Source organism: Acidovorax sp. ACV01, from assembly GCF_014851495.1.
GTDB classification, from domain to species: Bacteria; Pseudomonadota; Gammaproteobacteria; order Burkholderiales; family Burkholderiaceae_C; genus Acidovorax; species Acidovorax radicis.
In genome coordinates this window covers 935,292-961,743 of record NZ_JACUZT010000001.1, presented here as the reverse complement: position 1 = coordinate 961,743, position 26,452 = coordinate 935,292, and the positions used below count along the sequence as shown (strand labels likewise).

Here is a 26,452-nt window from a genome sequence, read left to right as displayed (position 1 = left end):
GCACCCGCGCTGGGCGGGTGGCATGAAAAAGCAGGGGGCCAGGGCCGTTGCAAACGGTGCAACCGATGCAAAAGGCGGTGGCGCGCAACCCTCTATTGTGCCGTGAGCCGGGATTGGGCGGTCAAAGCCTGCCGGGTCACCAGTAAAACCTGGTCTTCGCCAGCACTGGTATCGAGCCAGAAAACAGGCAATTGGGGGAACGCGGCTTCGAAGTAGGCGCGCTCGTTGCCGATCTCCAGAATGATCACGGCATCCTCGCTCATGCAGGCCGGAGCCGCAGCGAACAGCTGGCGCACGAAGTCCATGCCATCGTTGCCACCGGCCAGGGCCAGCTCGGGTTCTGCGCGGTATTCGGCGGGCAACGCTGCCATGCTGGCCGCGTTCACGTAGGGCGGATTGCACAGGATCAGGTCCCAGGGCCCAGGCAGTGCAGTGAGACCATCGGAGAGTTGCAGCTGGATGCGGTCTTGCAGGCTGTGTCTGTCCACATTGATGCGTGCCACGGCCAGCGCATCGGCTGAAATGTCAGCGCCCGTCACCTGCACCTCCGGCCAGGCCATGGCCGCCAGCACGGCCAGGCTGCCGTTTCCGGTGCAAAGGTCCAACACCCGGTGGGTGTGGTCGCTCAGGTACTCGTCCGCACCACCATCGACCAGCAACTCTGCGATGAAGCTGCGCGGGACAATGGCGCGCTCATCGACGTAAAAGGGCACGCCTTGCAGCCAGGCCTCCTGCGTGAGGTAGGCGGCGGGTTTGCGGGTGCGGATGCGCTCTTCAAAAAGTATAGCTACTCGCGCTTGATCGGCGGGCGCTACGGGCTGATTTTTGATGGAATCAGGGGCGTCCGACAGGTCACTGTCCAGCGGCAGGCCCAGGCGCCACAAGACGAGCCAGGCGGCTTCGTCGTGCGCGTTGGTTGTGCCGTGGCCGAAGGAGACGCCTGCTGCCACCAGGCATTGCGCACCGGATTCCACCAGGGCACCCACGGTATTGCCCGCCGGAATGAGGGGTTGCTGCTGCACACTCATGCCGACACCTTGCCCAATGCAAGGGCCTGGGCCTGCAGGTTCTCTAGCGTGCGGCGGTAGATGTTCTTGAGCGGTTCGATGTCGGCCACAACGATGTGCTCGTCGATCTTGTGGATGCTGGCGTTGGGGGGGCCGAGCTCAATCACCTGGGGACACACCTGGGCGATGAAGCGGCCGTCGCTGGTTCCGCCGGTGGTAGAGAGTTCGGTGGTCAGGCCGGTCTCTGCCGTAATGGCCTGCTGCACGGCCGTGACCAGCTCGCCCGGGGTGGTCAGGAAGGGTTGCCCGCCGAGCGTCCAGCGCAGGTCGTATTCGAGACTATGGCGGTCCAGCAATGCGTGTACACGCTGCTGCAGGCCTTCGGCGGTGGATTCGGTGGAGAAGCGGAAGTTGAAGTCCACCACCACATTGCCTGGAATCACATTGGTGGCGCCGGTACCGCCATGTATGTTGCTGATCTGCCAGCTGGTGGGCGGGAAAAACGCGTTGCCTTGGTCCCACACCGTAGCCGCCAACTCCGCCAAGGCGGGCAGGGCCTGGTGGATGGGGTTGCGCGCCAGCTGCGGGTAGGCGATGTGCCCCTGGATGCCGCGCACGGTGAGCTTGCCGCTGAGCGTGCCGCGCCGTCCGTTCTTGATCATGTCGCCGGTTTTTTCGACAGAGGTGGGTTCCCCCACGATGCAGTAGTCGAGCTTTTCGCCGCGTGCCTTGAGCTGCTCGATCACGACCTTGGTGCCATCCACCGAGGGTCCTTCCTCGTCGCTGGTCAGAAGGAAGGCCAGCTCGATCTGCGGATCGGGCGTGGCCGCCAAAAACTCCTCCACGGCCACGACGAAGGCAGCGATGGAGGTTTTCATGTCGCTGGCGCCCCGGCCATAGAGCTTGCCGTCTTTGTGGGTGGGGATGAACGGGTCGCTGCTCCATTGGGTCAGGGGGCCCGTGGGGACCACATCGGTGTGTCCTGCAAATACTATGTTTTTGATAGCCATTTGCGCTTTTCCATCAAGCGCTACGGGCCTTTTTGCCCATAAATTGCTGACCCGGAAGTCTGCCGGGCCACTGTCCAGCCGTTCACACACAAAACCCAGTGGCACCAGTCGCGCCGCCAGCAGGTCGAGGCAACCCGCATCCTCCGGGGTGATGGAGGGCAGGGAGATGAGCTGTTCGGCGAGGTGCAGGGTGCGGGACATCAGAGGCGTCGAAAAAAGGGGGAGGGAGGGTGCCGAAGGCGACTCAGGGAGTCACGCTGCGGGCTTGACATCCAGCACGATCTCGGTGAACGAAGGTGCATCGTCGGGTGTGTCCCGCGCTTCCTTCTGAGCCTTGGCAGCGTTGGCGGCCAGGGAGAAGTCGTTTTGCAGGCGCCACATCAGGTTGGTGGGCGAATCGGCATACGACATACCTTCCTTGCGGTCGATCTTGGCATCCATGATGAGTCGGGCCAGCGCTTCCTCAAAGGTCTGCGAGCCTTCCGCCATGGATTTTTCCATGGCTTCCTTCACGCCGGAGAAATCGCCTTTTTCGATCAGGTCGGAAACGAGCTTGGTGTTGAGCATGACCTCCACCGCAGGTGCGCGGCTCCCGTCGATGGTGCGCACCAGCCGCTGGGAGATGATGGCCTTCATGGCGGATGCCAGGTCCCCCAACATGGTGGGGCGGACTTCGACGGGATAGAACGACAAGATCCGGTTGAGCGCGTGGTAGCTGTTGTTGCCGTGCAGCGTGGCCAGGCACAGGTGACCCGACTGGGCGTAGGCAATGGCGGCCGACATGGTTTCGCGGTCGCGGATTTCGCCGATCAGGATCACGTCGGGCGCCTGGCGCAGCGCGTTCTTCAGCGCTGTTTGCAGCGACTGCGTGTCGCTGCCAATTTCGCGCTGGTTGACGATGGACTTCTTGTTCCTGAACTGGTATTCGACCGGGTCTTCAATGGTGAGGATGTGGCCCGTGAGCGCTTCGTTGCGGGTATCGATCATCGACGCCAGCGACGTGCTCTTGCCCGAGCCCGTGGCGCCGACCATCAGGATCAGGCCACGTTTTTCGAGGATCAGTTCGCGCAGCACGGGCGGCAGGCCCAGGGAGTCGAATTCGGGAATCTGCTGCGAGATGAAACGGATCACCACCGCATAGCTGCCACGCTGGCGCATGGCGCTCACCCGGAAGCGGCCCACACCACTGAGCGGCACCCCCATGTTGAGCTCGCCGGTTTCTTCCAGCTCCTCAATGCGGTCCGGGGGAACCACCTCGGAGAGCAGGTTGCGCGGCGCGTCGGGCGGCAGGATCTGGTTGTTGATCGGCACGCACTCGCCGTTGATCTTGATCAGCGCCGGGGCATTGGCCGACAGGTAGACGTCTGATGCCTTCTTTTCGCTCATCAGGCGAAGAATCCGCTCCATCGTGCTCATGGTGTTTCCCTCTTGTTGTCGGTATCTGTCGGGGGGCAGGCGGGAGGGCCTGCCCCCAGGGTGCGCTGTCAGTCGCGCAGCAGGTCGTTGATGCTGGTCTTGGAGCGGGTCTGCGCGTCCACCTGCTTGACAATGATGGCAGCGTACATGCTGTACGGCGTGCCGTTGGCAGCGGTCTTGGGCAGGTTTCCGCTGACCACCACCGAACCCGATGGCACGCGGCCATAGCTGATTTCGCCTGTGGCGCGGTTGAAGATGGGGGTGCTCTGGCCCAGGTATACGCCCATGCCCAGCACCGAGTTTTCTTCGACGACCACGCCTTCGACCACTTCGGAGCGGGCCCCGATGAAGCAGTTGTCTTCAATGATGGTGGGGCCGGCCTGCAGGGGCTCCAGCACGCCGCCAATGCCCACACCACCCGAGAGGTGCACGTTGGAGCCGATCTGTGCGCACGAGCCCACAGTGGCCCATGTATCAACCATGGTGCCTTCGCCCACATAGGCGCCGATGTTCACGTAAGACGGCATCAGGATCGCGCCCTTGGCGATGAAGCTGCCACGGCGGGCCACGGCGGGTGGCACCACACGCACGCCAGTGGCCTTCATTTCTTCTTCGGTCAGGTGCGCGAACTTGGTCTGCACCTTGTCGTAAAAGCCCAGGTCACCGGCCTTGACGACTTCGTTGTCCTTGAGTCGGAACGACAGCAGCACGGCCTTCTTGATCCACTGGTGCACCGTCCATTGGCCCACGCCCTCGCGCGTGGCCACGCGCAGGGTGCCGTTGTTCAGCTCGGCGATCACATGCTCGACAGCGTCCTGGATCTCCTTGGGGGCGGCGGCGGGCGAGAGGCTGGCACGGTTGTCCCAGGCGTTGTCGATAAGGGTTTGCAGTTGTTGGGTCATGTTGTTGTCAGTCAGTCTCTAGGTCTGTCGGTCAGGCAGTACGGGATTGGATGAATTGCACGATGCGCAGCGCGGCTTCCGCGCATTCTTCGGTTTCTGCCACGAGGGCCATGCGAATGCGTTGGGCACCAGGGTTGCTGCCCTGGGCCTCGCGGGCCAGGTAGCTGCCAGGGAGCACCGTGACATTGTATTGAGCCAGAAGGGCTCGCGCGAACTCGGCGTCATCCATGCCCAGCGCGTCGGGAACCTTGGCCCACAGGTAGAAGCCGGCATCCGGAAGGGCGACTTCCATCACGCTCGCCAGCAGGGGGGTGACTTGGGCGAACTTCTTGCGGTAGCGCATGCGGTTTTCCACCACATGCTGCTCATCACCCCACGCGGCAATGCTGGCTGCCTGCACGATGGGGCTCATCGCGCTGCCGTGGTACGTGCGATACAGCAGAAAGGACTTGATCAACGCAGCGTCGCCTGCCACAAAACCGCTGCGCATGCCGGGAACGTTGCTGCGTTTGGAGAGGCTGGTGAAGGAGATCAGGTTTTTGTAGTCGCTGCGGCCGAGCTGGTCTGCAGCCTGCAGGCCCCCCAGCGGTGGTTCATCGCGGAAGTAGATTTCGCTGTAGCACTCGTCCGAAGCGATGACAAAGCCATGGAGGTCGCTCAGTTCAAACAGCTTCTTCCACTCACTCAGCGGCATGACGGCGCCGGTAGGGTTGCCGGGCGAACATACGAAGAGCAACTGGGTCCGCTGCCACACCGTCTCCGGCACTGCGTCCCAGTCCACGGCGAAGTTGCGTTCCGGATCGCTGGCCGCGTAGTAGGGTTCGGCGCCCGCCAGCAGGGCTGCGCCTTCATAGATCTGGTAGAACGGATTGGGGCAGACCACCAGTGGTCGGCCCCGCGAAGGGTCGATGACGGTCTGGGCAAAGGAGAAAAGCGCTTCGCGTGAACCATTCACGGGCAGCACCTGGGTGGCTGGGTCCAGCGTAATGGCATACCGCAAATCCAGCCAGCGGGTGAAGGCCTCGCGCAACCCCAGTTCACCTGCCGTGGCGGGGTAGCTCGCCAGTCCACTGAGGTTGTTACTGAGTGCATCCTTGATGAACTGCGGTGTAGGATGGCGTGGCTCGCCCATGCCCAGACTGATGGGGCTGTAGGCGGCTGGGGGCGTGACCCCCGCAAAGAGCTGTCGCAGCCGCTCGAAAGGGTAGGGCTGGAGATGGGAAAGCAGGGGATTCATGGGGCGCCATTATGGGCGATGGTCCCCCGATCAGTCCGGTGCTGGAGCGGGTGTGGCCTGCATGGGCTGGCCGACAGGAACCCCCGCAGCTGCGATACACCTTGTGGTCTGTCAATCCGCCGTAAGTGCATGCACCTAGGATTCGTGCCATTTGGCAAGAACGATAAGAGGAGACACGATGTCAGGATTCCTACCGCTGCGTCCGGGGCTCTGGTGGATGCGCAGGTGGCATTTGCCTGGCAAGCTGCTCTCGCTGAGCCTCCTGGTAGGGGCTGCGTTGGCCATTGCTGCGTTTGGGGCACCCTGGTGGTTGCTTGCGCTGGGTGGGCTCGTCGTGGCGTATGCGCTGCTGGTGCTTTACATCAGCCTTTCGACAGACCTCGCAGGCTTGGCACAAACCATTGAGTTGACCCAGGTCGGAGATCTGCGTGCGCAGCCCCGCCGAGACTACGGGCAAGACGAGGTGGGCGATATGGCGCAGTCGCTTGAGCGCATGGTGATCACCCTTTCATCGATGGTGGCCGATATCCGCAGCAATGCAGCGCTGGTCGCCCATGCTGGGCAGAGCCTGGCCGAGGGCAACCGCTCGCTGGCCGACCGCACCGAGCAACAGGCCGCCAACCTGGAGCAGACCGCAGCCAGTGTTGAGCAACTGTCATCTGCGGTGCAGAACAACGCCCAGACCGCCCACAGTGCGGATGCACGGGCCGCGCAGGTGCGGGACGCGGCCGACGTGGGCGCCCAGGCCATGGCGCGCGCTGTGCAGTCGGTCGAAGCCATTCAGCAAGGCGCGCGCCGCATGACCGAAATCATCGGCGTGATCGACAGCATTGCGTTTCAGACCAATATCCTTGCCTTGAACGCTGCAGTCGAGGCTGCGCGCGCAGGAGAGCAGGGCCGTGGTTTTGCCGTGGTGGCGGCGGAGGTGCGCACGCTGGCCAAACGATCCAGTGACGCGGCGCACGAAATCCGCGAGTTGATTGGTGCCTCGGTCAGCCAGGTGGAAACCAGTGCCGGCCTGATCCGGTCGGCCGGGGAGGGCATCTCCGACATGGCAGGGGGCATTCGCAGCGTTGCGGCCAGCATGAGCGAGATCTCCGGATCGAGCGCCGAGCAAAGCACGGGGCTGCGCGAGGTAAGTGCTGCGGTGCAGCAACTGGACCAGATCACCCAGCACAACGCCCAGATGGTGGGCCATGCCGTGCAACAGGCCGAGGCCCTCGAAAACCGCGCATCCACCTTGTCGCGTGCGGTCTCCGCATTCCGTTTGCAGCAGGGCACAGCCGAGGAGGCCGTGGTGTTGGTGGGCAGGGCCGTGGCATTGCACAAGAGCAGCTCGCGGGATCAGTTCCTGCGCAGCGTCACTGACAAGAACCAGCCGTACCACGACCGGGATATGTACGTGTTTGTGCTCGACACGGCAGGTACCTACCTTGCCTTTGGGGGCAACACCGCCAAGGTGGGGACGCGTGTGCAGGACATCCCCGGCATTGCGGGCGACCGGCTCGTGAGTGACATTGTTTCCCAGGCGGACCGTGAGCCGGGATGGGTGGAATACGACATCACCAATCCCTCCACGGGCGTGGTGCAGACGAAGATGTCTTATGTCAGCCGCGCAGGCGATCTGTATGTGGGATGCGGGGTGTACAAGGCACTTGCCGCACGCTGAGTTGCCGGGTCTTTGGCACGGACAAATTCACCCAAGCAGCCTGCGATACCAGGCTGCAGGTGGCGGCACAGGGTTTGTTGCGCTGGGCGCCTCAGGAGCCACTTTGGGTGTACCAATGGGCACGAGCGCTATTCGGTGAATTCCCAATCCAAGGGAGCGCTTGTCCGTGCTCTCCGGATTCAGATCGCAGGGTCGTACCAGGGATGAACCCAGGAGTGCCACCCGCACCCGGTCGGTACGGCTTCGCAAGATGGCGTCGGGAACGTGTGCCTCCAGGACGAGCGTATCACCCACCTGTTCGTGTCTGAGGGGAATCGCTTGCCCATTCACCATCAACAGAAGCTCGCTGACGGCCGCCATCGTCAGCATGTGAATGACCTCTAGCCGCAGCCGATGATCGCCGCCAGCCGTGGGGCGGAAGTCAATCCACGCCTCGGGCTCCAGACCTGTCCAAGCGAAGTGGCGTTGCCCCTGGGCCTCGCGCACATGCCAGCCCCGTCCCGGGATGGGGCGGTCAAAGAGGTAGTCTTGCCCTGGTGGCAATGAATCGAGCCAATGGGAATCGGGTTCGTCCAAGGGCGCTTGAAGGTACCGGTTGAAGCCCATGCGGTCTTCGCCCCGCAACATGACGCAGGGAAAAGGTTCGCTGACCTTTGCGATGGGGACCGTGACTCTGACAGCCAATCCAAGCCTGTGTTCCGTAGTCCGGTTGGGGTTGGAGTGATGTAGCAGCCGTTCGTTGAAGAGAAAAAACTGACCGGGTTCCAGCACCATGGCCAACTTGCTGGTCTCGTCCACGTAGTCAGGGTCTGAAGCGATGCCTCCGAACCGAAGGCTTTTGGCAGGATCGGTATCGACGGCCGGAGGGATGATCTGCCGGTGCGAACCCGGGATGATTTCCACACACCCATTTTCCAGCGTTGCCGGCGTAATCGCCAGCCAGGCTGAAATGTTCAGGATGGGTTCCATGTTCCAGTTGTAGTGATCCTGGTGCCATGGGTATTCCTCTTGCTGTTCTGGCCGGGCAGGCGGCTTGTTGAACAGGTTGGAATTCCACAGAACGAGATCCGGCCCATAGAGAGAAGCCATGCGCTCCACAATGGCCCGAGCCGAGCACATTGCATAGACCGCCTTGCTGTCGAGATGCCGCACGCGCAGGCCAAACGGGCAATAGGGCGTAGGTGTCGGCAACACCCGCTCAGACACCGTTTTGCGGAATTGTTCCATTTCGTGGGGCGTGAATGCCGTGAACGGCCCCACATAGCCCTGTGTCCGGAATTGCTCAATTTCTTCGGGAGACAAAGAGAAAGAGACTTCAGCGGTGTCTTTGTTCATGGGTGCTTGCGTAGAAATGTCAGTCAATTGCGGCGTCGCGCTGTCGTGCTGGTTGGCAGGAACGCGCTCCATCAGCTCGGCCAATCGCGCGTAGGCGGCCCGCCCCACACTGACCTGCTGCCGCGCCGCTTCCAGCAATCGCGGCCGTTCGGACACGGCTGCACCCCACACATCCTGTATGGCGGTGGCCAGGTGCGCAGCAGTGTCCTCCCGATCCAGAAATACGATGCGGCAGGCGGCGCCAAACTGGGCTTGAAGCCCTCGCATTTTCGACCGGTAGTGCGGAGACGCCACCAGCGCGATCACCGAAACGCCTTGCGATAGCGCGAACACCGCTGCGTGGTAACTGCCGGTAATGACCATTCGGCATGCACCGATCTCCCGCACCACGTCCTGCGGCGTCGAGACGAGGCTGGGGACGTATTGGATACCTGCAATGCCCTGGAGGAGAGAGGCAATGGCGTCAGGGTCAGAAGGCCCGGAAAGCGAAATGGGCACACCGGTAACGGGCACACCCAGGCGTGCAATGGCAAGGCCCAAACCTTCGCGCAGACGCAAAAGGGTACTGGCATCAACACCAGCGTAGTCCGCTTGGCGGACATTGATGCCCAGAGATTCGCCCAACATGGAAGGGCGCAAGTCAAACGCCAGTTCAATCGCCTCGTCTGCGGCCACGATAAAGCGTTGTTCTGGAACACCATAGGATCTCGCCACCATCGGACTTTGCTGGGATTCTCGGCACACGACCAGACTCAGAAGAGGAAATACGCTCACCATCTTCTGAGAAAGGCTGCGAACGCTGAGAGGTTCAAATCCACAGCTCAGAATAATTGCCGGCTTGCCAAGCTGGATACCCGCTTCCAGCGTATGCAAAATGGCTTCTGCCTGGTTGGAAAAATCATCACTGAAATATCCGCCCCCCGTCGCTATCACCATGTCGCAGTCCATCAAGGCGGACACAATGCGCGCGGTGTCAGAGGATGCTTGGGTTTCCGGGTTCTGTGAATTCGCATCGAGGCTGATCAGTGACAGGGGGGCGCGTTCCTCGGTCAGCTCCAATGCCATGACCTCGGGACAGTCCTTCTTGAGCAAGGCAGCATTGCGAGTTATCCAATGGATTTGACAATCAGGCCAGAGATACCGCAAGCGCTGAAAAATGACTTGGTAGATTGCCCTGTCTCCCAAATTGTCATTGTTGGAAAAATAGTTTCCAGAATCGACCAGAATTCGATGAGATGCCATTTTATGGTGTCGAAACTAATTTGAAATCAGTGTTTCATCATGGATCGATACCAAACCGAGTATGGTTGGGCGATCCACCACTTTAGGGGCAATCGACCATAATGTCGACGCACTACGCCCATGGCCTCCCGATAATGCTCCTTGCGCCGAGTGCTGGTCTTTGTGGCATCGTGCTCACGGTTGGTTGCGACAAAGGAATCCACAAATTTCAATGGCCCCAATATTTTGTAGAGGCGCCACCAAAGGTCGTAGTCCATGGTCATATGCAATGACTCGTCCACGCCTCCAACGGCATTCCATGCCGTTCGGCGAATCAATGCCCCGGGTTGCGAAACAATACAAAATTGAGCCATCCACCACTCGCTAAAAGGTCGGACCAGCACAGGGCGGGTTTTTCCGGTACTTTCCGCATAGTTCCACACCCGCCCATAGACCATTGGAGCGGCAGGGTTCAATTGCAACGCTTCGACCAGATTTTTCAGAGCACCTGGCAATAACCAATCATCGCTATTGAGCCAGCACACAAAAGGCGCGCTTCCTTTTGCAATTGCCTCATTGATGGCCGATGATTGCCCCATATCCTTGCAACTTCGCCAACCCGCAAGTTGTGTTTCCCAACGGCGGATGACCTCGATCGATTCGTCGGTGGAACCGCCATCTGCGACATAGACCTCGACCGGGACGTTTTGCGCAAATATGGACTCCAGCGCCGCATTCAGGTAGCGCCCCTGGTTATAGGAGGGCACGGCTACCGTCACCAAAGGCTTATCCACAGGATCATCCATTGGCACGTTGCAGCGTTGAAACGTAGTCCTGATAGACCATGGTCAACCCGTGCTGTAGCCCAACCTGGGCACGCCAGCCCAATCCTTGCAAGCGGCTCACATTCAGGAGCTTTCGCGGCGCGCCATCCGGCTTGGCGGAGTCAAATTCGATCTTCCCTGTGTATCCCACCACTTCGCCGATCAACTGGGCAAGCTCTCGAATGGGCAGGTCTTCGCCAGTCCCTAAATTGATGTGGGACAACCGGGGTTGTGTGCAGGCGTTATAAACCGATTGATCCAGATTCATGACATGGATGCAGGCTGCTGCCATGTCGTCGACATAAAGAAATTCGCGTCGCGGCGCACCAGTTCCCCAGATCACAACACTGGAGGATCGGGCTAATTTTGCCTCGTGAAAACGACGGATAAGTGCCGGTATGACATGGCTGTTTTCTGGATGGTAGTTGTCGCCCGGGCCATAGAGATTGGTGGGCATCACGCTGCGATAATCGGTGCCATATTGCCGGTTGTAGGACTCACACAGCTTGATGCCTGCAATCTTGGCGACGGCGTAGGGTTCGTTGGTCGGCTCCAAAGTACCGGTCAGCAGCGCCTCTTCAGCCATAGGCTGGGACGCAAGCCTGGGATAGATGCAACTGGACCCCAGGAACATCAGGCGTTGAATACCCGCACGCCATGCCTCATGCACGACATTGGCCTCAATCATTAAGTTTTGGTAAATGAATTCTGCGGGATAGGTATTGTTGGCATGTATGCCCCCCACCTTGGCCGCCGCAAGATAGACATGAGCGGGTGCTTCAGCCTGGAAAAAGGAACGCACATCGGCCTGACAGGTCAGATCGAGTTCGGCATGGGTGCGTGTGATGATCTCGACATTGTCCCGTTGCTCCAGCGCCCGCACGATGGCTGAGCCGACCATGCCGGAGTGGCCGGCCACATATACCCTCTCGGACCGGGTCGTTGGGCTTAACTTGATCGCGTTCATAGGCCGGACCCCGGTGCTTCTTCTCCAGATTGGAGCAGTCCAGTCATCTTCCAATTTGCTTCACTTCTCATTTCCAATTCCTTGGTCTTGGACTCCGTCCAATTCGCCTATCACTGCGTTGATGTCCTGCAACGACTGGAACAAACACTGCCGTTTTGATGGGCACCCAGATCAGCGCACCCGCTTGAGAGGTTGGCGTACGCGGAACGCCAAATCTCGAAGCATGTGCCTAGACAGATAAGGAAGCACCGCACTTCGTATCTCCTTATAGTCAGGAACTCTGCCGAGAATTTTCTCGCGTATCCGATTCATTTCCTGCTGGCCAATATCGTTGATATTGGCAGAGGTTTTTTGGTGCTCATGAACCCGAAAGGCACCCAGAAAAAGGGGTATGTGAGCAAACTTCGCTCCAGCGTCTCGAAAGCGTATCAGCAAGTCCCAATCCATCGCGAACCTGAATGATTCGTCGACTTGGCCTCCAGCCTTGTCCCAGATATGTCGCCGCCAGAAGAGTGTCTCCTGCGGAATATAGTCTGCCCATGACAACACGACACTGTCATGCCCAGGCATGATCCAACGGCCAATCTCCATCCCATTCCGGTCGATGAGCAGTCGGTCACCATAAACCACATCTACCTCTGGATGGCGCACGAAGTAATCCGCGACCGTATTCAATGCGCCCGGCAAAAGCAGGTCGTCAGAATTAAGCCAGGCCATGATCTCACCCTCAGTCCGGGCAAACCCTCTGTTGATCGCTTGCGACTGCCCTGTGTCTTTTTCTGATACCCATCCAGATATTTTTCCTTCGAATTTTTCCAGGATGGAAACGGTTTCATCTGGAGATCCGCCATCTTGAATGAAGTATTCCAAATTTGAATATCTTTGATCAAGAACACTGGTTATTGTTTTTTCAATAAAAGTGCCTTGCTTGAATGAGGGTGTAATCAATGAAATTTTTGGTGCAGTTGGAAGTTGCTTTGCATTTTGGCAGAATTTCAAATGCATCATTGGCCGCGGTGGATACTGGTTGAGATTGCCCAGTCTCGGCATGAAGGGGGTCGTGATATATCGAACAATGGGGTTTGAAGACCCAAATGCTGACGAGGCGATATGCAAAATTGCGCGACAAGCCCCAAGCATTTGACGGTAGATTTTAATTATTATCATTATTTTGCAGATTTCAGTTTTATGCTTGGGAAATTGACGGTTTGCTAAAATTATTTGAATTCCCATCAAGCGCGATGAGGACTTCTATGTATTGGTGAATGTCGCTATGGATAAAATTCCTGCTCGCCGCAGCTTGCTATGAATTCGCCGCTTGCCGGAAGTCCAAACATGCCCAAAAATGGGGCTGATTCCGTCTCATAGCTCCAGTCAATTCGAAATGGCCCAAACCAGCCGGTGGTATCAAGTTCTCGACCTTTGTTGATTTCAGTGGGTTGATGAATTCCGATTTTCAAGGAATAAAGTCCCGCCTCGATATTCAATGTTACCTTGAACACAAAGACCGCGTTGCGCCCGTCTTCTGTGTCGCAGTTTTCTATGCCAAGACGGCGCGCATTGGTTACAAAGATGACTTGATCAAACCTATTTTTAATGGCCAATGCAACTGTCGTTCCCTCATCGCCTACAAGGCTGTGATAATATACTTTGATGTATATATCAGAACCCATTTGAGTGCGTTCAGTTTTATTATTATTCTGATCCTGGATGCTCACTGCAATCAGGCGGCCCGGATGGTTTTGAGGTCTAGACCACAGCGCATCACTGAAAATTGCAGCGAATCGAACATCAGAAGACTCCGGGACGTAAGAGAGAGGTGCGGGTATTTCTGCTGTATTGGCGGGCTGGGATGGTGCATCCTCGTTGAAATAATGCCGTATTGCAGACCCGCTGTCCCCAGTGAATTCAGCCGAGCCGTGGCGTAAATAAATGGCTCTCTTGCAGAGATCGCGCACCGTGCCCATGTCGTGCGACACAAAAAGCAGGGTCAAGCCGTCCTCTCGCATCTTGCGAAGGTGCCCAAAGCACTTTTGCTGGAAAAAATAGTCTCCCACGCTCAATGCCTCGTCGACGATCAATATGTCGGGTGTCAGTGCCACCTGCACAGCAAAGGCCAAGCGTACGAGCATGCCACTGGAGTAGGTTTTGACTTGCCGATCCAGCACATCGCCAATGTCTGCAAACGCAGCAATATCGTCGAATCGGTGCTCTACCTCTTCCCGCGCCAAACCCATCAGCAGGCCATTCAGGAGGACGTTCTCCCGTCCTGTGTACTCTGGGTTGAAACCGCTACCCAGTTCCAGCAATGCCGCCACACGGCCATTCACCTGCACTTCGCCGGTTGTCGGCGTGAGGGTCTGGGTCACTATTTCCAGTAATGTGCTTTTCCCGCTGCCGTTGCGACCGATCACGCCCAGCGATTCTCCTCGAGCGACTTCAATGTTAATGTCCTTCAGGGCCCATATTTCCTGCATTCCTCGGGTGTGTCTGGGGGTCAGTGCATGCAAGAGGCGTGAGCGCTGATCGTCGAATATTCGATAGCACTTACTGACGTTTTTCACGGAAATGACAATATCCGACATTGCTCAAACCATATCCGCAAATGTGGTGCGCAGGCGCCTGAAGAGCGTTAGCGATGCCCATGAGAAAACACTGGCGAGACCGATATAGACGGCAAGTCCCAAGAAGGAGGGCATGCCTCCCGCCAGAAGTACGAGGCGAAACTGCTCCACAATGAAAGTCAGGGGATTCAGCATCAGCAAATTCTTGATCACGTCAGGGGCGGAATCCATGCTGTAGAAAATGGGGGTCAAGAAGAGAAGGCTGTGGCTGAGCATGCCTGTGAGTTGACCGATGTCTTTCACCGCGACACCAATGGCCGAGAGAAGCCATGCGAGTCCGAGCAGTACGGGAGCAAAGCACAGCAGGACGAGCGGGAAAAGAAATACTGTGGGCCGGGGCATCCCCACGAAGATCACATACCCCGCCAGCAAAATCCCCGTGCCCAATAACGCCTGCAGGTAGGCAGCGGCCACCGTGACGATGGGCAAAAGCTCCAGTGGAAAAACCACTTTTTTCACAAAATTGGGGTTGCCGGTGATCAGGAGCGGAGATTTGCTCAGGACCTCAGAAAATGCGTTGAACACGATCAGGCCAGCGAACAGCATCAACGCATAGTCCACCGCACTGCCCGAGTTGTTCCAGCGGGACTGGAGAATTACCCCAAATGCGATGGTATAGATGCCTAGCAGAAAGAGGGGGTGGGCCAGTGACCAGAAGACTCCACCCAAAGAACCCCGATATTTGCTGGAAAATTCGCGTTTGACCAATTCAAAGACCAAACTGCGGTGGCGCCACAATGTGAAGGCAAGGCTAGATTGCATTGATTGCACATCCCTTGTGAAACTCTCGGTGCGGCAGTATTTTTTTCTTCGGCACGGGCGGTCATCCACACTGGGCTATTGCGCGATGCGCATTGTTGAGAAGATCCATGCAGGATTGTCTTCTGGGAGGGCACTTATTGAAGCATTGCACATTAACTTGCCCGGAGGCCCGCATGTAGGGCACATGGGCTGAATGTGAAAATTTGCACCAATGTGCTCGATTTTGAGGTGTTTGTCTTCTCTGAACTTGCACCTGAGGGCTTGGCCTCAGGGTCTCCTGGTCTCTGAGGGGCGTGGGCCGGGAGTCAAACCTCCCAGAAGCCACGCCTAGTGCGGTGCTTGGGATCGGCGCTGACGGGCCCGCTCCAGAGCCGCTGCAATGGTGGCCTGGCGGGTGGCCTGAGCGGCTGTGGGATCGGCGGGGCCCATGGGTACGGAGCCGTCACCAGTGGAGACTGGCGCATCGATGGCTGCTGTTTGAGAGGTTTCATTATCTCCGTCCGCGGCGGCCTCCAGCGGCAGGCGCCCACGGTGCGCGTGGTAGCGCAATTGGGACTGCAGCGCCAATGGAGCGGACCATGCGGCCCAGCCGGTGGCGTTGCCGCTGACGTTCTCAAGCTCAATGCAATCCACGGGGCACACCGGGATGCACAGTTCACAGCCGGTGCAATACGGCTCGATGACGGTGTGCATCTTCTTGTGGGAGCCCACGATGGCATCGGTCGGACAGGCCTTGATGCACAGCGTGCAGCCAATACACCACGCTTCGTCGATATAGGCCACGGCGCGCGGTGCTTCCAGGCCGTGCTCAGCGCTCAGCGGCAGCGGCGCCTGCCCCGTGATGGCGGCAAGGCGGGCAATGCCCTCGGCGCCTCCTGGAGGGCACTGGTTAATGGGCACGCCGTCCTTGGCAATGGCCCGGGCGTACGCGGAGCAGTCCGGGTAGCCGCAGCGCGTGCACTGCGTTTGGGGCAAGGCTGCGTCAATCCGCGCCGCAAGCGTCGACACGGCGGCGGATGGCGTAGAAACCGGCGGCTGGGGCTCGGTCAAGCCTTGCGCGCCGCACTGCGGCGGGTGCGGGAAGCGGCTGCTGCTGTCACCGTGGTGGCCTTCGCAGGCGTGGCCGCGACCACCTCGGCGGGCGCGGCAGCCCCGGTGGCGGGCTTTTTGCCCGTGCTGGCTGGTGTCGGAGTCACCCAGCGGGTGGCCACAGCCGCCGTCGCCTGGGTTGGGGGCTTGGCGGCCACTTTGGCGGCCGTTTTAGCTTCCGGTTTGACGGCTGCTGCTTTGGCCACGGGTTTTGCGACGGGCTTGGCCACAGCCTTGGGGGCGGGGGCTGTGGCTTTTGGGACTGCGCGCAGAGGCGGGTTGTCGTCCGGGGTGTCCATCACAGGTGCTGCCGCCTTCGTCTGCGGCTTTTCGTGCTGCAGGATGAAGGAGCGTACCTGGGGGTAGACCACTTCGCGCCAGCGCCGGCCGCTGAAGATGCCATAGTGGCCTGCGCCCTTGGCCTCCAGGTGGCGTTGCTCCTTGCGCACGATGCCGCTGCACAGGTCATGCGCGGCTTCGGTCTGGCCTGAGCCGGAGATGTCGTCGAGTTCGCCTTCCACCGTGAATAGTGCGGTGGTGGTGATGTCCTGTGGGCGCACGCGCTCGATCTTTCCGTCGGGGGAGCGCACATCCCAGGTGCCGTGGACCAGCTTGTACTCCTGGAACACGGTCTCGATGGTCTCCAGGTAGTAGTCCGCGTCCATGTCGAGCACGGCGTTGTATTCGTCATAGAACTTGCGGTGGGCCTCGACGCTGGCATCGTCGCCCTTGATCAGGTCCTTGAAGTAGTCGTAGTGGCTGCTGGCGTGGCGGTCAGGGTTCATGGCCACAAAGCCGGTGTACTGCAGGAAACCAGGGTACACGCGCCGCCCCGCGCCCGGGAAGTTCTCGGGCACGCGGTAGATCACATTGTTCTCGAACCACTCGAAGCTGCGATTCGTGGCCAGGTTGTTCACCGACGTGGGTGATTTGCGGGCGTCGATGGGGCCGCCCATCATGGTCATGGTCAGCGGTGTGGTTTCGCCCCGGCTCGCCATCAGGGACACGGCTGCCAGCACGGGCACCGTAGGCTGGCACACGCTGATGACGTGGCAGTTGCCGTAGATGCCTTGCAGGTGGCGGATGAACTCCTGCACATAGTTCACGTAGTCGTCCAGGTGGAACTCGCCATCGGCCAGGGGCACCAGCCGTGCGTTCTTCCAGTCGGTGATGTAGACCTTGTGGTCCTTGAGCATGGTGCGCACGGTGTCGCGCAGCAAGGTGGCGTAGTGGCCCGACAAGGGGGCCACGATCAGTACCACGGGCTGTTCCTTGAGCTTGGTCAGGGTGGCGGTGTCGTCCGAGAACCGCTTGAAGCGGCGCAGTTCGCAAAACGGCTTGTCGACCTCGATGCGCTCGTGCACTGCCACACCGACACCGTCCACATCTACCGAATGGATCTCGAAGGCAGGCTTTTCGTAGTCCTTGCCCAGGCGGTACAGCAGTTCGTAGCCCGCAGACATGCGCTGCGCCAGGGGGCTTTCGCTGAAAGGCGACATCGGGTTGCTGAACAGCTTGGCAGCAGCCTGTGCGAAATCGGTAAATGGCTCCATCAGGGAGCGCTGGGTTTCGTAGATGTGATACAGCATGGGCGAAACTCCGTTATGTTGCAGTGCAATATAGCAGCACTTGGTAACAAGCGCATGGAGGAAAACCACCAGTCCCTAGTCACCTATGCGACAAATTGGTGTAGCCGGCAGGTGCCTTGCCCCACAAGAGGGGGAAATTGAGTTGCTATAAAATAAATAGCAATAAATCAAATATAGATAAGCGATAGGGCCTTTTTAAAGCAAACTATTGCAGCTTTGATTCGGTCTGCTCCTGCAGCCATGCCTCGAAAGACTCCCGGGCCGAGTTGCGCAGTGCGGGGCGGAACGCAGCCTTGTTACTCAGGTACAGGCAGTGGCGGATGACCGTGTACGGATTGAAGCTGGCCTGGGGGTTGTGTTCTTCAAAGTGCTGCTTGTAGCGCTTGACCACGCCCACGGTCTCGCGCATCAGCGCATTGAAGCGTGCCCGCGTCATGCCACGGGACCACGCCTGGATGTCGTCCACAAAACCGTCCACCTTGGAGGGCTCGAACTCAAAATCCTTGAAGAAGTGCGTCGCAATCTTGAGGAAGGTGAACGCATTGAGCTCGCTGCTGGGAGCCTGCGCCTTGCTGGGGGCCTGGGGGTTGTCGACGGCAGCGGGGTCGGGCAGCGGCTCTGCGGTTTCGTCGGGTGCCTGCAGCAATTCAGCGGCCGTGGCGTCGCGGATCTGGCGAAACTCGCGGTCGGCCAGCTCGAACAGGGCAGACAGCACGTTGATGCGCCGCTTGAGTTCGCTGGGAATCGACTTCTTGTATTTGATCCGGTGGTCCAGCACGCTCCAGGAGTCCTGGATGATGGTGCGCACCTGCAGCTCGAAGGGCAGGTGGGCATAGGCTGCGTGCTCGGGCTGGGTGCGCTCCGTGGTGCTGAGCTTGAGGTCCAGGTGCAGGCCCTTGTAGCCAAACGAGGCCTCGGTGCTCTCCACCGCCGTCACTTTGTCGGTGACATCGATCACGGCAAAGTGCCCGCGCACGATGGCCGCGATCTTCTCCAGCTCGTCCTCGTACAGGCATACCACCCGCACGCCGACCAGGTCGGTGATGTAGCTCTGGATCTCATAGGGCGTGTTGTTTTCCTCCAGTGCCGGGCGGTACTTGCGCACAAACTTGCGGATGCACTCGTCCGCATCCTTGACGCGGCCCTCCACCTTGGCGACTTCCACGCCGCCCGCACGCGTGACCACGGCGGCGACCATGTCGGTAAGGGCGGCGCAGGCCGCGTCCAGCGCCACAGACTGCTGCGCGTAGAACGCACGGAAATGGGATTCCTCCAGGTCGAAATCAAGCGATGGCATGCCAGGTCTTTGGTGTGCGAGGGTGGTTGGGGGGAGCCGCGCTCAGGCTCCTGGAAAGTGTTGACGACGTGCGAAGGAAGCATATCCAACAATGCCGACCATGCGCTGCGCCTGGGTGAAAAGTGTGTGCGCAAATACTGCTTTTTTGTGCGGGACAGGTGCTCATAATGGTGGAGTTCGCCCACGGTGGCGGCTTTCGCTGACCGCAGCGGAATCACCCCCCAGAACGCCATGACGCAACATTCTCACCAAGGGACCGAGGTAGCCGCTGAGTCGGCGCGAGCCGTACCGTCCCCGGATGGATGGAGTGGGGCCACCAACCATCGGTGGCTGCCCGTGTTGCTGCCGCCCCTGGTGGGGCTGCTCACCCTGGGATTGACCTTTCTTTATTGGCAAAGCGAAGAAGGCGGCGCCCGCGCCAAGCGGGAGCAGAACTTTCAGGCCGCGGCCGACCAGATCGCCTACAACCTCAAGGACCGAATGGCCACTTACGAGGTGGTGCTTCGTGGGGTCAAGGGGTACTTTGAAGGGTCCGAGCGCATCGACCGGGCCGAGTTCCAGGCCTATGTGGGCGCCCTGCAATTGCGGGAAACGCGCCCGGGCCTGCAGGGCGTTTCACTCATCCTGCAGTTGCCTGCGTCCGCGCTGGCTGCGCACCTGGATGACATGCGCCAACGTGGGTACGCCCAATACACCGTGCGCCCCGAAGGCGCACGCGAGGTGCTGGCCCCCATCACCCACATGGAGCCCCTGGAGGGCAACAACCTGAAGGCGCTGGGGTTTGATGTGCTGACCCTTCCCCCCGCCAAGGAAGCGCTGGACCGCGCCCGCGACACCGGGATGCTGGCGTTGTCCGGCCAGCTGACATTTCTGCAGGACAACAGCCCAGGCCTGGTGATGTACATGCCGCTGTATGGCGCGGGCGCCGATGCGCGCACGGTGGATGGCCGGCGCACCGGGCTGGCCGGTTGGGTGTCGGCGCCGTTTCGGCTGGAAGACGTGGTCCGCGGCATGTCGCGCGAGTTCGATGCCGACATCGGTTTCCGGATCTCTGACGGCACCCAAGCTGGCGCCGCCGAGACCCTGCTTTTCACCAACGTTGCGCGGCCGGCGAAGGGCACAGAAACCGCCACCCCGGCTTTGCAGGCCCGGCGTGTGCTGGAGCTGGGCGGCCGGCGCTGGGTACTGCACATGTCGCCCCAGCCAGCGTTTGCCGAACGCTTCCAGGACGAAGGCCACCACCCCGTGGCCCTGATGGGCTCGGTGCTGAGCCTGCTGCTGGCCTGGTTCACCTGGCTGCTTGCCACCGGGCGCGAGCGGGCTGTGGCGCTGGCGCGCGACATGACGGCGGAGCTGCGCGCCACGCGCGATGATCTGGAAAGCACGCTCAACGCCATCCCCGACCTGCTCTTTGAGCTGGGTCTGGACGGACGCATTCACCACTACCGATCGGCACGCTCTGAAGAGCTGGCCGTGCCCCCTGACATGCTTCTCGGACGGCTGCTGCGAGACGTTGTGCCCCCCGAAGCCGCCGCCGGTTGCCATGCAGCGCTGGAGGCCGCGCACCGCACGGGCTATTCGGCAGGCCACCAGTACCGCCTGGAACTCCATGGCGCCACACACTGGTTCGAGCTGTCCATTGCCCGCAAGGAAAGCGCTGCGCCCGGCGACGAACCCCGGTTCATCGCGCTCTCGCGCGACATCACCGAGCGCAAGCGGGCCGAGGCGCGCACGCACCAGCTGGCCTATTTCGACGCGCTCACTGGCCTGCCCAACCGGCGCATGCTGCTCGACCGCATGGAGCACGCTTTGTTCAGCGCCCAGCAAACGGCGCAGGTCGGCGCCGTGCTGTACATCGACCTCGACAACTTCAAGCAGATCAACGACGCGCGTGGGCATACGCTGGGCGACACGCTGCTCATGCAGGTGGCGCACCGCCTCACGCAGCAATTGCGCCCCGGCGACACCGTGGCCCGCCTGGGCGGGGACGAGTTTGTGGTGCTGGCGCACAACGTGGCGTCCGACATGGAGGCCGCTGGGCGCCAGGCCTTGCTGGTGGCCGAAGAGATCCGTACTGCGCTGGAGGCCCCGTACACCATCGACACCCACCTCTACAGCACCACGGGCAGCATTGGCATCACGCTGTTCCCCAAGCGCGGCGAGGGTGTGGAAGACCTGGTGCGCGAGGCCGACACCGCCATGTACCGCGCCAAGGACCTGGGCCGCAACCGCATCCGCTTTTATGAAGCGGCCATGCAGGCCGACGTGCAGGAGCGACTGGCGCTGGAGCAGGACCTGAAGAAAGCCCACGCCCTGGGCCAGTTGGCCGCCTTTGTGCAAAACCAGGTGGACGCTGCGGGCACCGTGGTGGGCGGCGAGCTGTTGATGCGCTGGGACCACCCCGTGCGGGGCAACGTGCCGCCCAGCCGCTTCATCCCCATCGCCGAGGCCTCGGGCCTGATCCTGCGCATGGGCGACTGGATGATCCAACAGGCCTGCGAAACCCTGGCGCGCTTGCAGGCTGCGGGGCGCAAGCTGTCGCTGTCAGTCAACGTCAGCGAACGGCAGTTCCGCCAGGACGATTTTGTCGAGCGCGTGCGCCATGTGCTGGCCCACACCGGCGCCCATCCTGCCAACCTGATCCTGGAAGTGACCGAAAGCCTGCTGATCGAAAACCTGGATGACACCATTGCCCGCATGACCGAGATTGTGGGCCTGGGCGTGCGGTTTTCCATCGATGACTTTGGCACCGGCTATTCGAGCCTGGCCTACCTCAAACGGCTGCCACTGTACGAGCTCAAGATCGACAAGAGCTTTGTGGATGACACCCCCGACGACCCGAGCGACACCGCCATCGTGCAGTCCATCATCTCGGTGGCCCGCCATCTGCACCTGCGTGTGGTGGCAGAGGGCGTGGAGACACGCGCCCAGGCGGATTTTTTGGTGGAGAGCCAGTGCGAATGCCTGCAGGGCTACCTGTTCGGTCGGCCGGAGCCGCTGGCGGTATGGCTGGGGCGATTGACCCCACCACCCTGAGCCGCAGAGCGCGCTGAATGAGGGGCTACACCGTGCGATCAGATGTGCGAAGTGGCCCCATCGGCCACGATGGCCCAGCGCTCATGGTCGCGCCAGCGGCCGTTGATCTTGAGATAACGGCGCGAAAAGCCTTCTTGTAGAAACCCACAGGCTCGAACCAGCGCGATGGACGCTTCGTTGCCGGGCTGGATGTTCGCCTCCAGCCGGTGCAGCTTCAATGGCCCAAAGGCGTGGCGCAGCAGCTGTTGCAAGCCTGCACGCATCACACCTTGGCGCTCGCAGCCTGCAAAGACGTAGTAGCCCAGGTAGGCGCTGCGAAAGTTGCCCATCACGATCTGTGAGAGATGGAAGGCTCCCGCGATCTGATCCCCACCGCCATCCTTGTCCGGCAGGCACACCAAAAACCCCTGGTTCGCAGGCGCGTCCATTTGCGCCAGGTAGGCGGCAAACGCCTCGGGGGTTGATGGCGCCGAGGTCCAGGGCGCATGCAGGACGCGGCTGCGCTGGGCCAGCGCGATAAAACGCTCTTCATCGGCCGCTACGGGGGCGCGCAGGGAGACGGGCACGGGGGGTTTTACGCGCATCTGCTCGCGCTTGTGCATTTGCTCTGTACCTCGGCGGCCACCGCAGGGCGGCGTCAGACCGGCAAGGCCTGGGCTGTTTGCTCGGACGCAGGCTCAGGTGCAGCGCTGGCATACGACTGCACCGCCAGCACATGCACCTCGCGCGCAGGGCGGTCCTTGAGCAGATGGTTGCTCCAGACCTGGCGCCAGATGCGGGCGCCGGGCAGGCTGTGGCGCAGGCCCAGCATATGGCGGGCAATGTGGGGCCAGGGCGTGCCGTACTGGGCGGCCTCACGTTCCATGTATTCGACCATTGCCAGCTCCACCTCCTCGCGGGTCAGAGGGCAGGGGGCGCCGCCGTAGTAGAGCTGGTCCCAGCGGGCCAGCCACCAGGGGTTGTGGTACGCCTCGCGGCCGATCATCACGCCGTCGAGATGCTCCAGCTGCTCCTGCACCACGGCATCGGTCGCGATACCGCCATTGATGGCGATGGTGAATTGCGGAAACTCGGCCTTGAGCTGGTGCACCACTTCATACCGCAGCGGTGGGATGTCGCGGTTTTCCTTGGGGCTCAGACCTTGCAGCCAGGCATTGCGCGCATGCACGATGAACACGGTACAGCCGGCGTCGGCCACGGTGCCGATGAAGTCGCGCACAAAGCCGTAGTCCTCCACCTTGTCGATGCCGATGCGGTGCTTGACCGTGACGGGCACGTCGACCACGTCCTTCATGGCCTTCACGCAGTCGGCCACCAACTGGGGCGACTTCATCAGGCTGGCACCAAACGCGCCACGCTGCACGCGGTCGCTCGGGCAGCCGCAGTTGAGATTGATCTCGCCGTAGCCCCACTGCGCACCCAGGCGCGCGGCCTCGGCCAGCCTGTCGGGCTCGTTGCCGCCCAGTTGCAGGGCCACGGGATGCTCTTCGGCGTTGAAACGCAGGTGCCGTTCGGTGCCGCCATGGATGATGGCACCCGCGTTCACCATCTCGGTGTACAGCAGGGTCTGGCGGGTCAGCAGCCGGTGAAAATAACGGCAGTGGCGGTCGGTCCAGTCCATCATCGGGGCGACGGACATGCGCCAGGGGCTCAAAACGGGGGATTCCACAGCAGGCAAAAGGGGCAAACGAAAGACAAGTACGGGCTGCAGCGGCGCGCCCTGGTCGGGCCCGCCACGAGGCTACAGGGGAGGAGGGCCCGATTATCCCATCGACCCACAAGCTGCGCCAGTCTGTGGATATGGGGGAAAATAAGCCCTTCCGCTTGATGGATAAGCACTGATAGCTATAAAAATAATAGTAAAGCAGTGTGCTCGTTCTGGGAATGGCGCCAGCCCTTGTCCTGCCGCAAGGCAGGGCCAAGGCGGCATCGGCGATACTCGCGGCGCTTTTCTGATGTGCGACCCGATGCCGATGTGGCCGGTCGTGCTGCCGCGTCCTGCGGGCCCTGTCTGCCGCTGTATCCCCCATGCACCACACGATTTTTGACACGCCGGTTGTCAACACCTTGCTGCGCGCCTTGTCGCGCGCCACCTTGCGCCTGACGGGCTGGACGGTGGAAGGCGCCTTGCCCGCCCACGCCACCAAAAGCGTGCTGATCGCCGCCCCGCACACCAGCAACTGGGACCTGCCGTACACGCTGATGCTGGCGTTTTCGCTGCGCCTGCGGGTGTACTGGATGGGCAAGCAGAGCCTGTTCCGTGCGCCGTTTGGCGGGGTGATGCGCTGGCTGGGCGGCATTCCGGTGAATCGGGAGCAGGCGAACAACCTGGTGGCCAGCTCCGCCCAGGCCATGCGGGATGCGGACGGGCCCATGCAGCTCATCGTGCCGCCCGAAGGCACACGCGGCAAGACGCGGCATTGGAAGACGGGCTTCTATTTCATCGCCCAGCAGGCGGGCGTACCCATCGTGCTGGCCTTTGTGGACTACGGCCGCAAGGTGGGCGGCCTGGGCCCGGTGTTCGAGCCCACGGGCGACCTGGACAGCGACATGGTGCGCATCAAGGCGTTTTATGCGCCGATCCAAGGGAAAAACCCGAAGCAGTTCGAGGCCTGATACTGGCGATCGAAATTTGAATTAGATTGGCCTCTGGCGCTTATCCCTCAAGCGCTAATAGCTATAAAAAGTGGAGTGAATGCGGGGCGCAACCCGTCCTCATGCACCCACACTGCGCCGGTCAATCTTGCGGCTGAGCACGATGCTGGTCTGGGTCTGGTGCACGCCGTCGAGTTGCCCCACCTTGTCGAGCAGCGCATCAAGCTGCTCATGGCTCGTGCAGCGCAAGAACACCAGGTAGTCAAACGGCCCGCTCACGGCAGACACCTCTTCGACCTCGGCCATGGCCTCTAGCGCGCGCAGCACGGCGGGCGCAGTTTTGGGCAACACGCTGATGGAACACCAAGCGCGCACGGTGGTGGCGTCGAGCCGGGCGCCCAGCCGCACCCCATATCCAGCGACCACGCCCGAGCGCTCCAGCCGTGCGATGCGCGCCACCACGGTGGTGCGGGCCAGTCCCAGCTTGCGCGCCAGCTGTGCCGTGCCCTCGCGGGCGTTGGCCTGCAGCAGGCTCAGCAGTTGGCGGTCGGTGTCGTCCAGGGCCTGGGTCATGGGCAATTCCTCAAAAAGTCATAACGGCCATCATATTCGCCGTTGTGGCGAGACAAAGAGCGGTTTTCGACGCTATAGGTGCTACACATTGACAGCATCATTGCCTAGCATCAAGGCATCTACAACACCTATCACCGCTGCACGCAGTGAGCACTACCGGGAGCGCCGCCATGACCACCTTTTCCACCCAATCCCACAGGACTGTTCGCCGCGCCATCACCATCCTGGGCGCAGGCCACATCGGCTTTGCCATGGCACTGCTGCTGCAGCAGGCCGGCGACTACGACACCCTGGTGGTGGACCGCGACCCTGCACGCCTGGCCGAAGTGGCGGCTCTGGGCGTATCTACCCAGTTGGCCACCGACGATGCGAGCTTGCAGGCCGCTATCGACGGCCGTTTTGCCGTGCTCAATGCACTGCCGTTTCACCGCGCTGTGCCGGTTGCGACGCTTTGCGTCGCAGCGGGAGTGCATTACTTTGACCTGACCGAAGACGTGGCCAGCACCCAGGCCATCCGCGCCCTGGCCGCCAACGCCCGCAGCGTGCTCATGCCGCAATGTGGCCTCGCCCCGGGCTTCATCGGCATCGTGGGCAATGACCTGGCCCGGCGTTTTGACACGCTGCACACGCTGCGCATGCGCGTGGGGGCGCTGCCCCGCTACCCACAGGGTGCCCTGCGCTACAACCTGACCTGGAGTACCGAGGGCCTCATCAACGAGTACTGCAACCCCTGCGAAGCCATTGTGGACGGCGTGCGCACCACGGTGCCTGCGCTGGAGGGGCTGGAAACCTTTGCGCTGGACGGCGTGGAGTACGAGGCCTTCAACACCTCGGGCGGGCTGGGCACGCTGACAGAAACGTTGGCAGGCAAGGCGCGGCAGGTGGACTACCAGTCCATTCGCTACCCGGGCCACAACGCCATCCTCAAGCTGCTGCTTAACGACCTGCGCCTGCGCGACCGGCGCGATCTGCTCAAGGACATTCTCGAAACCGCCATCCCCACCACGGACCAGGACGTGATCGTGGTGTTTGCCACCGCATCAGGCCTCAAGGGCGGGCGGCTGGTGCAGGACTCGTACTCGGCCCATATCGTGGGCACGCAAGTGGCCGGGCACACGCTGAGCGCCATCCAGCTCACCACGGCCGCAGGCATCTGCACGGCGCTGGATCTGGTGGCACAGGGGCAGTTGCCGCAGCAGGGGTTTGTGGGGCAGGAGGCGGTGGGGCTGGCGGATTTTGTGGCGAACCGGTTTGGGGTGGTGTATGCGGGAGAGGGCGAGCTGGTGCTTTGACTTGACA

21 protein-coding genes are annotated in these 26,452 nt (G+C 61.0%); 4 read left to right on the top strand and 17 right to left on the bottom strand.

What is annotated here, in order from left to right:
* Window positions 1-92 precede the first annotated feature (92 nt).
* The 5 genes from prmB to dapC all read right to left on the bottom strand — a co-directional run bounded on the left by prmB (window position 93) and on the right by dapC (window position 5,572).
* A complete protein-coding gene (gene prmB / locus IB243_RS04365) occupies window positions 93-1,028 on the bottom strand; it encodes a 50S ribosomal protein L3 N(5)-glutamine methyltransferase (RefSeq protein ID WP_010458916.1) in 936 nt (311 codons plus the stop codon).
* Window positions 1,025-2,218, bottom strand: coding sequence for a succinyl-diaminopimelate desuccinylase (gene dapE / locus IB243_RS04360; protein ID WP_192425226.1), 1,194 nt, complete (start codon window positions 2,216-2,218; stop codon window positions 1,025-1,027). Before dapE ends, prmB begins: the two co-directional genes overlap by 4 nt.
* 51 nt (window positions 2,219-2,269) lie before the next feature.
* On the bottom strand, window positions 2,270-3,433 hold the full coding sequence (locus IB243_RS04355; RefSeq protein ID WP_010458912.1) for a PilT/PilU family type 4a pilus ATPase: 1,164 nt from the start codon (window positions 3,431-3,433) through the stop codon (window positions 2,270-2,272).
* A 68-nt stretch (window positions 3,434-3,501) separates the two neighbouring features.
* Window positions 3,502-4,335 carry a 2,3,4,5-tetrahydropyridine-2,6-dicarboxylate N-succinyltransferase gene (gene dapD / locus IB243_RS04350; protein WP_010458910.1) on the bottom strand — a complete coding sequence of 278 codons (834 nt, stop codon included), beginning with the start codon at window positions 4,333-4,335 and terminating at the stop codon, window positions 3,502-3,504.
* A 31-nt stretch (window positions 4,336-4,366) separates the two neighbouring features.
* Entirely contained in the window at window positions 4,367-5,572 is a 1,206-nt protein-coding gene (gene dapC / locus IB243_RS04345) for a succinyldiaminopimelate transaminase (RefSeq protein ID WP_192425224.1), read from the bottom strand.
* 178 nt (window positions 5,573-5,750) lie between these two features.
* On the opposite strand from dapC, the gene IB243_RS04340 reads away from it, so the two are divergent.
* Entirely contained in the window at window positions 5,751-7,241 is a 1,491-nt protein-coding gene (locus tag IB243_RS04340) for a methyl-accepting chemotaxis protein (RefSeq protein WP_192425222.1), read from the top strand.
* A gap of 27 nt (window positions 7,242-7,268) precedes the next feature.
* Here IB243_RS04340 and IB243_RS04335 read toward each other — a convergent pair whose 3' ends face one another.
* The 9 genes from IB243_RS04335 to IB243_RS04295 all read right to left on the bottom strand — a co-directional run bounded on the left by IB243_RS04335 (window position 7,269) and on the right by IB243_RS04295 (window position 18,949).
* Window positions 7,269-9,818, bottom strand: a complete 2,550-nt coding sequence (locus IB243_RS04335; RefSeq protein WP_192425220.1) for a phytanoyl-CoA dioxygenase family protein — start codon at window positions 9,816-9,818, stop codon at window positions 7,269-7,271.
* Window positions 9,819-9,844: 26 nt separating this feature from the next.
* Window positions 9,845-10,603, bottom strand: a complete 759-nt coding sequence (locus IB243_RS04330) for a glycosyltransferase family 2 protein (RefSeq protein ID WP_225584695.1) — start codon at window positions 10,601-10,603, stop codon at window positions 9,845-9,847.
* A complete protein-coding gene (locus tag IB243_RS04325) occupies window positions 10,596-11,588 on the bottom strand; it encodes a GDP-L-fucose synthase (protein WP_192425218.1) in 993 nt (330 codons plus the stop codon). Before IB243_RS04325 ends, IB243_RS04330 begins: the two co-directional genes overlap by 8 nt.
* 171 nt (window positions 11,589-11,759) lie before the next feature.
* Window positions 11,760-12,821, bottom strand: a complete 1,062-nt coding sequence (locus tag IB243_RS04320; RefSeq protein WP_192425216.1) for a glycosyltransferase family 2 protein — start codon at window positions 12,819-12,821, stop codon at window positions 11,760-11,762.
* Between the two features lie 38 nt (window positions 12,822-12,859).
* Window positions 12,860-14,173, bottom strand: coding sequence for an ABC transporter ATP-binding protein (locus tag IB243_RS04315; protein ID WP_192425214.1), 1,314 nt, complete (start codon window positions 14,171-14,173; stop codon window positions 12,860-12,862).
* 3 nt (window positions 14,174-14,176) lie between these two features.
* Complete coding sequence (locus IB243_RS04310) at window positions 14,177-14,974, bottom strand: ABC transporter permease (RefSeq protein WP_225584694.1); 798 nt, start codon at window positions 14,972-14,974, stop codon at window positions 14,177-14,179.
* Between the two features lie 327 nt (window positions 14,975-15,301).
* A complete protein-coding gene (locus tag IB243_RS04305; RefSeq protein ID WP_255509264.1) occupies window positions 15,302-15,949 on the bottom strand; it encodes an RnfABCDGE type electron transport complex subunit B in 648 nt (215 codons plus the stop codon).
* A gap of 71 nt (window positions 15,950-16,020) precedes the next feature.
* Window positions 16,021-17,652, bottom strand: a complete 1,632-nt coding sequence (locus tag IB243_RS04300; RefSeq protein ID WP_192425210.1) for a polyhydroxyalkanoate depolymerase — start codon at window positions 17,650-17,652, stop codon at window positions 16,021-16,023.
* 205 nt (window positions 17,653-17,857) lie between these two features.
* Window positions 17,858-18,949, bottom strand: a complete 1,092-nt coding sequence (locus IB243_RS04295; RefSeq protein WP_192425208.1) for a GTP pyrophosphokinase family protein — start codon at window positions 18,947-18,949, stop codon at window positions 17,858-17,860.
* A gap of 231 nt (window positions 18,950-19,180) precedes the next feature.
* Between IB243_RS04295 and IB243_RS04290 the strand changes: the two genes are divergently transcribed.
* Window positions 19,181-21,985: an EAL domain-containing protein gene (locus tag IB243_RS04290; RefSeq protein WP_192425206.1), complete on the top strand. Its 2,805-nt coding sequence runs from the start codon at window positions 19,181-19,183 to the stop codon at window positions 21,983-21,985.
* 38 nt (window positions 21,986-22,023) lie between these two features.
* Here IB243_RS04290 and IB243_RS04285 read toward each other — a convergent pair whose 3' ends face one another.
* Entirely contained in the window at window positions 22,024-22,587 is a 564-nt protein-coding gene (locus IB243_RS04285) for a GNAT family N-acetyltransferase (protein WP_192425204.1), read from the bottom strand.
* 35 nt (window positions 22,588-22,622) lie between these two features.
* Window positions 22,623-23,654 (bottom strand): tRNA dihydrouridine(20/20a) synthase DusA, encoded by a 1,032-nt coding sequence (gene dusA / locus IB243_RS04280; protein WP_370540310.1) that lies wholly within the window; start codon window positions 23,652-23,654, stop codon window positions 22,623-22,625.
* A 359-nt stretch (window positions 23,655-24,013) separates the two neighbouring features.
* On the opposite strand from dusA, the gene IB243_RS04275 reads away from it, so the two are divergent.
* Window positions 24,014-24,601 (top strand): lysophospholipid acyltransferase family protein, encoded by a 588-nt coding sequence (locus IB243_RS04275; RefSeq protein WP_192425200.1) that lies wholly within the window; start codon window positions 24,014-24,016, stop codon window positions 24,599-24,601.
* A gap of 99 nt (window positions 24,602-24,700) precedes the next feature.
* Here the strand turns inward: IB243_RS04275 and IB243_RS04270 are convergent, their stop codons facing one another.
* Window positions 24,701-25,153 carry an Lrp/AsnC family transcriptional regulator gene (locus IB243_RS04270; protein WP_010458880.1) on the bottom strand — a complete coding sequence of 151 codons (453 nt, stop codon included), beginning with the start codon at window positions 25,151-25,153 and terminating at the stop codon, window positions 24,701-24,703.
* Between the two features lie 170 nt (window positions 25,154-25,323).
* Here IB243_RS04270 and IB243_RS04265 point away from each other — a divergent pair, with 170 nt between their 5' ends.
* Window positions 25,324-26,445 carry a saccharopine dehydrogenase family protein gene (locus IB243_RS04265; protein WP_192425198.1) on the top strand — a complete coding sequence of 374 codons (1,122 nt, stop codon included), beginning with the start codon at window positions 25,324-25,326 and terminating at the stop codon, window positions 26,443-26,445.
* The last annotated feature ends 7 nt before the right edge of the window (window positions 26,446-26,452 follow it).

Bases quoted from the DNA above. Each gene is read 5' to 3' on its own strand.
- IB243_RS04320 (WP_192425216.1), bottom strand. From the start codon at position 12,821: ATGGGAATTCAAATAATTTTAGCAAACCGTCAATTTCCCAAGCATAAA.
- IB243_RS04295 (WP_192425208.1), bottom strand. From the start codon at position 18,949: ATGCCATCGCTTGATTTCGACCTGGAGGAATCCCATTTCCGTGCGTTC.
- IB243_RS04290 (WP_192425206.1), top strand. From the start codon at position 19,181: ATGACGCAACATTCTCACCAAGGGACCGAGGTAGCCGCTGAGTCGGCG.
- IB243_RS04285 (WP_192425204.1), bottom strand. From the start codon at position 22,587: ATGCACAAGCGCGAGCAGATGCGCGTAAAACCCCCCGTGCCCGTCTCC.
- IB243_RS04325 (WP_192425218.1), bottom strand. From the start codon at position 11,588: ATGAACGCGATCAAGTTAAGCCCAACGACCCGGTCCGAGAGGGTATAT.
- prmB (WP_010458916.1), bottom strand. From the start codon at position 1,028: ATGAGTGTGCAGCAGCAACCCCTCATTCCGGCGGGCAATACCGTGGGT.
- IB243_RS04355 (WP_010458912.1), bottom strand. From the start codon at position 3,433: ATGAGCACGATGGAGCGGATTCTTCGCCTGATGAGCGAAAAGAAGGCA.
- IB243_RS04335 (WP_192425220.1), bottom strand. From the start codon at position 9,818: ATGGCATCTCATCGAATTCTGGTCGATTCTGGAAACTATTTTTCCAAC.
- IB243_RS04300 (WP_192425210.1), bottom strand. From the start codon at position 17,652: ATGCTGTATCACATCTACGAAACCCAGCGCTCCCTGATGGAGCCATTT.
- dapD (WP_010458910.1), bottom strand. From the start codon at position 4,335: ATGACCCAACAACTGCAAACCCTTATCGACAACGCCTGGGACAACCGT.
- dapC (WP_192425224.1), bottom strand. From the start codon at position 5,572: ATGAATCCCCTGCTTTCCCATCTCCAGCCCTACCCTTTCGAGCGGCTG.
- IB243_RS04315 (WP_192425214.1), bottom strand. From the start codon at position 14,173: ATGTCGGATATTGTCATTTCCGTGAAAAACGTCAGTAAGTGCTATCGA.
- IB243_RS04270 (WP_010458880.1), bottom strand. From the start codon at position 25,153: ATGACCCAGGCCCTGGACGACACCGACCGCCAACTGCTGAGCCTGCTG.
- IB243_RS04340 (WP_192425222.1), top strand. From the start codon at position 5,751: ATGTCAGGATTCCTACCGCTGCGTCCGGGGCTCTGGTGGATGCGCAGG.
- IB243_RS04265 (WP_192425198.1), top strand. From the start codon at position 25,324: ATGACCACCTTTTCCACCCAATCCCACAGGACTGTTCGCCGCGCCATC.
- IB243_RS04310 (WP_225584694.1), bottom strand. From the start codon at position 14,974: ATGCAATCTAGCCTTGCCTTCACATTGTGGCGCCACCGCAGTTTGGTC.
- IB243_RS04275 (WP_192425200.1), top strand. From the start codon at position 24,014: ATGCACCACACGATTTTTGACACGCCGGTTGTCAACACCTTGCTGCGC.
- dapE (WP_192425226.1), bottom strand. From the start codon at position 2,218: ATGTCCCGCACCCTGCACCTCGCCGAACAGCTCATCTCCCTGCCCTCC.
- IB243_RS04330 (WP_225584695.1), bottom strand. From the start codon at position 10,603: ATGGATGATCCTGTGGATAAGCCTTTGGTGACGGTAGCCGTGCCCTCC.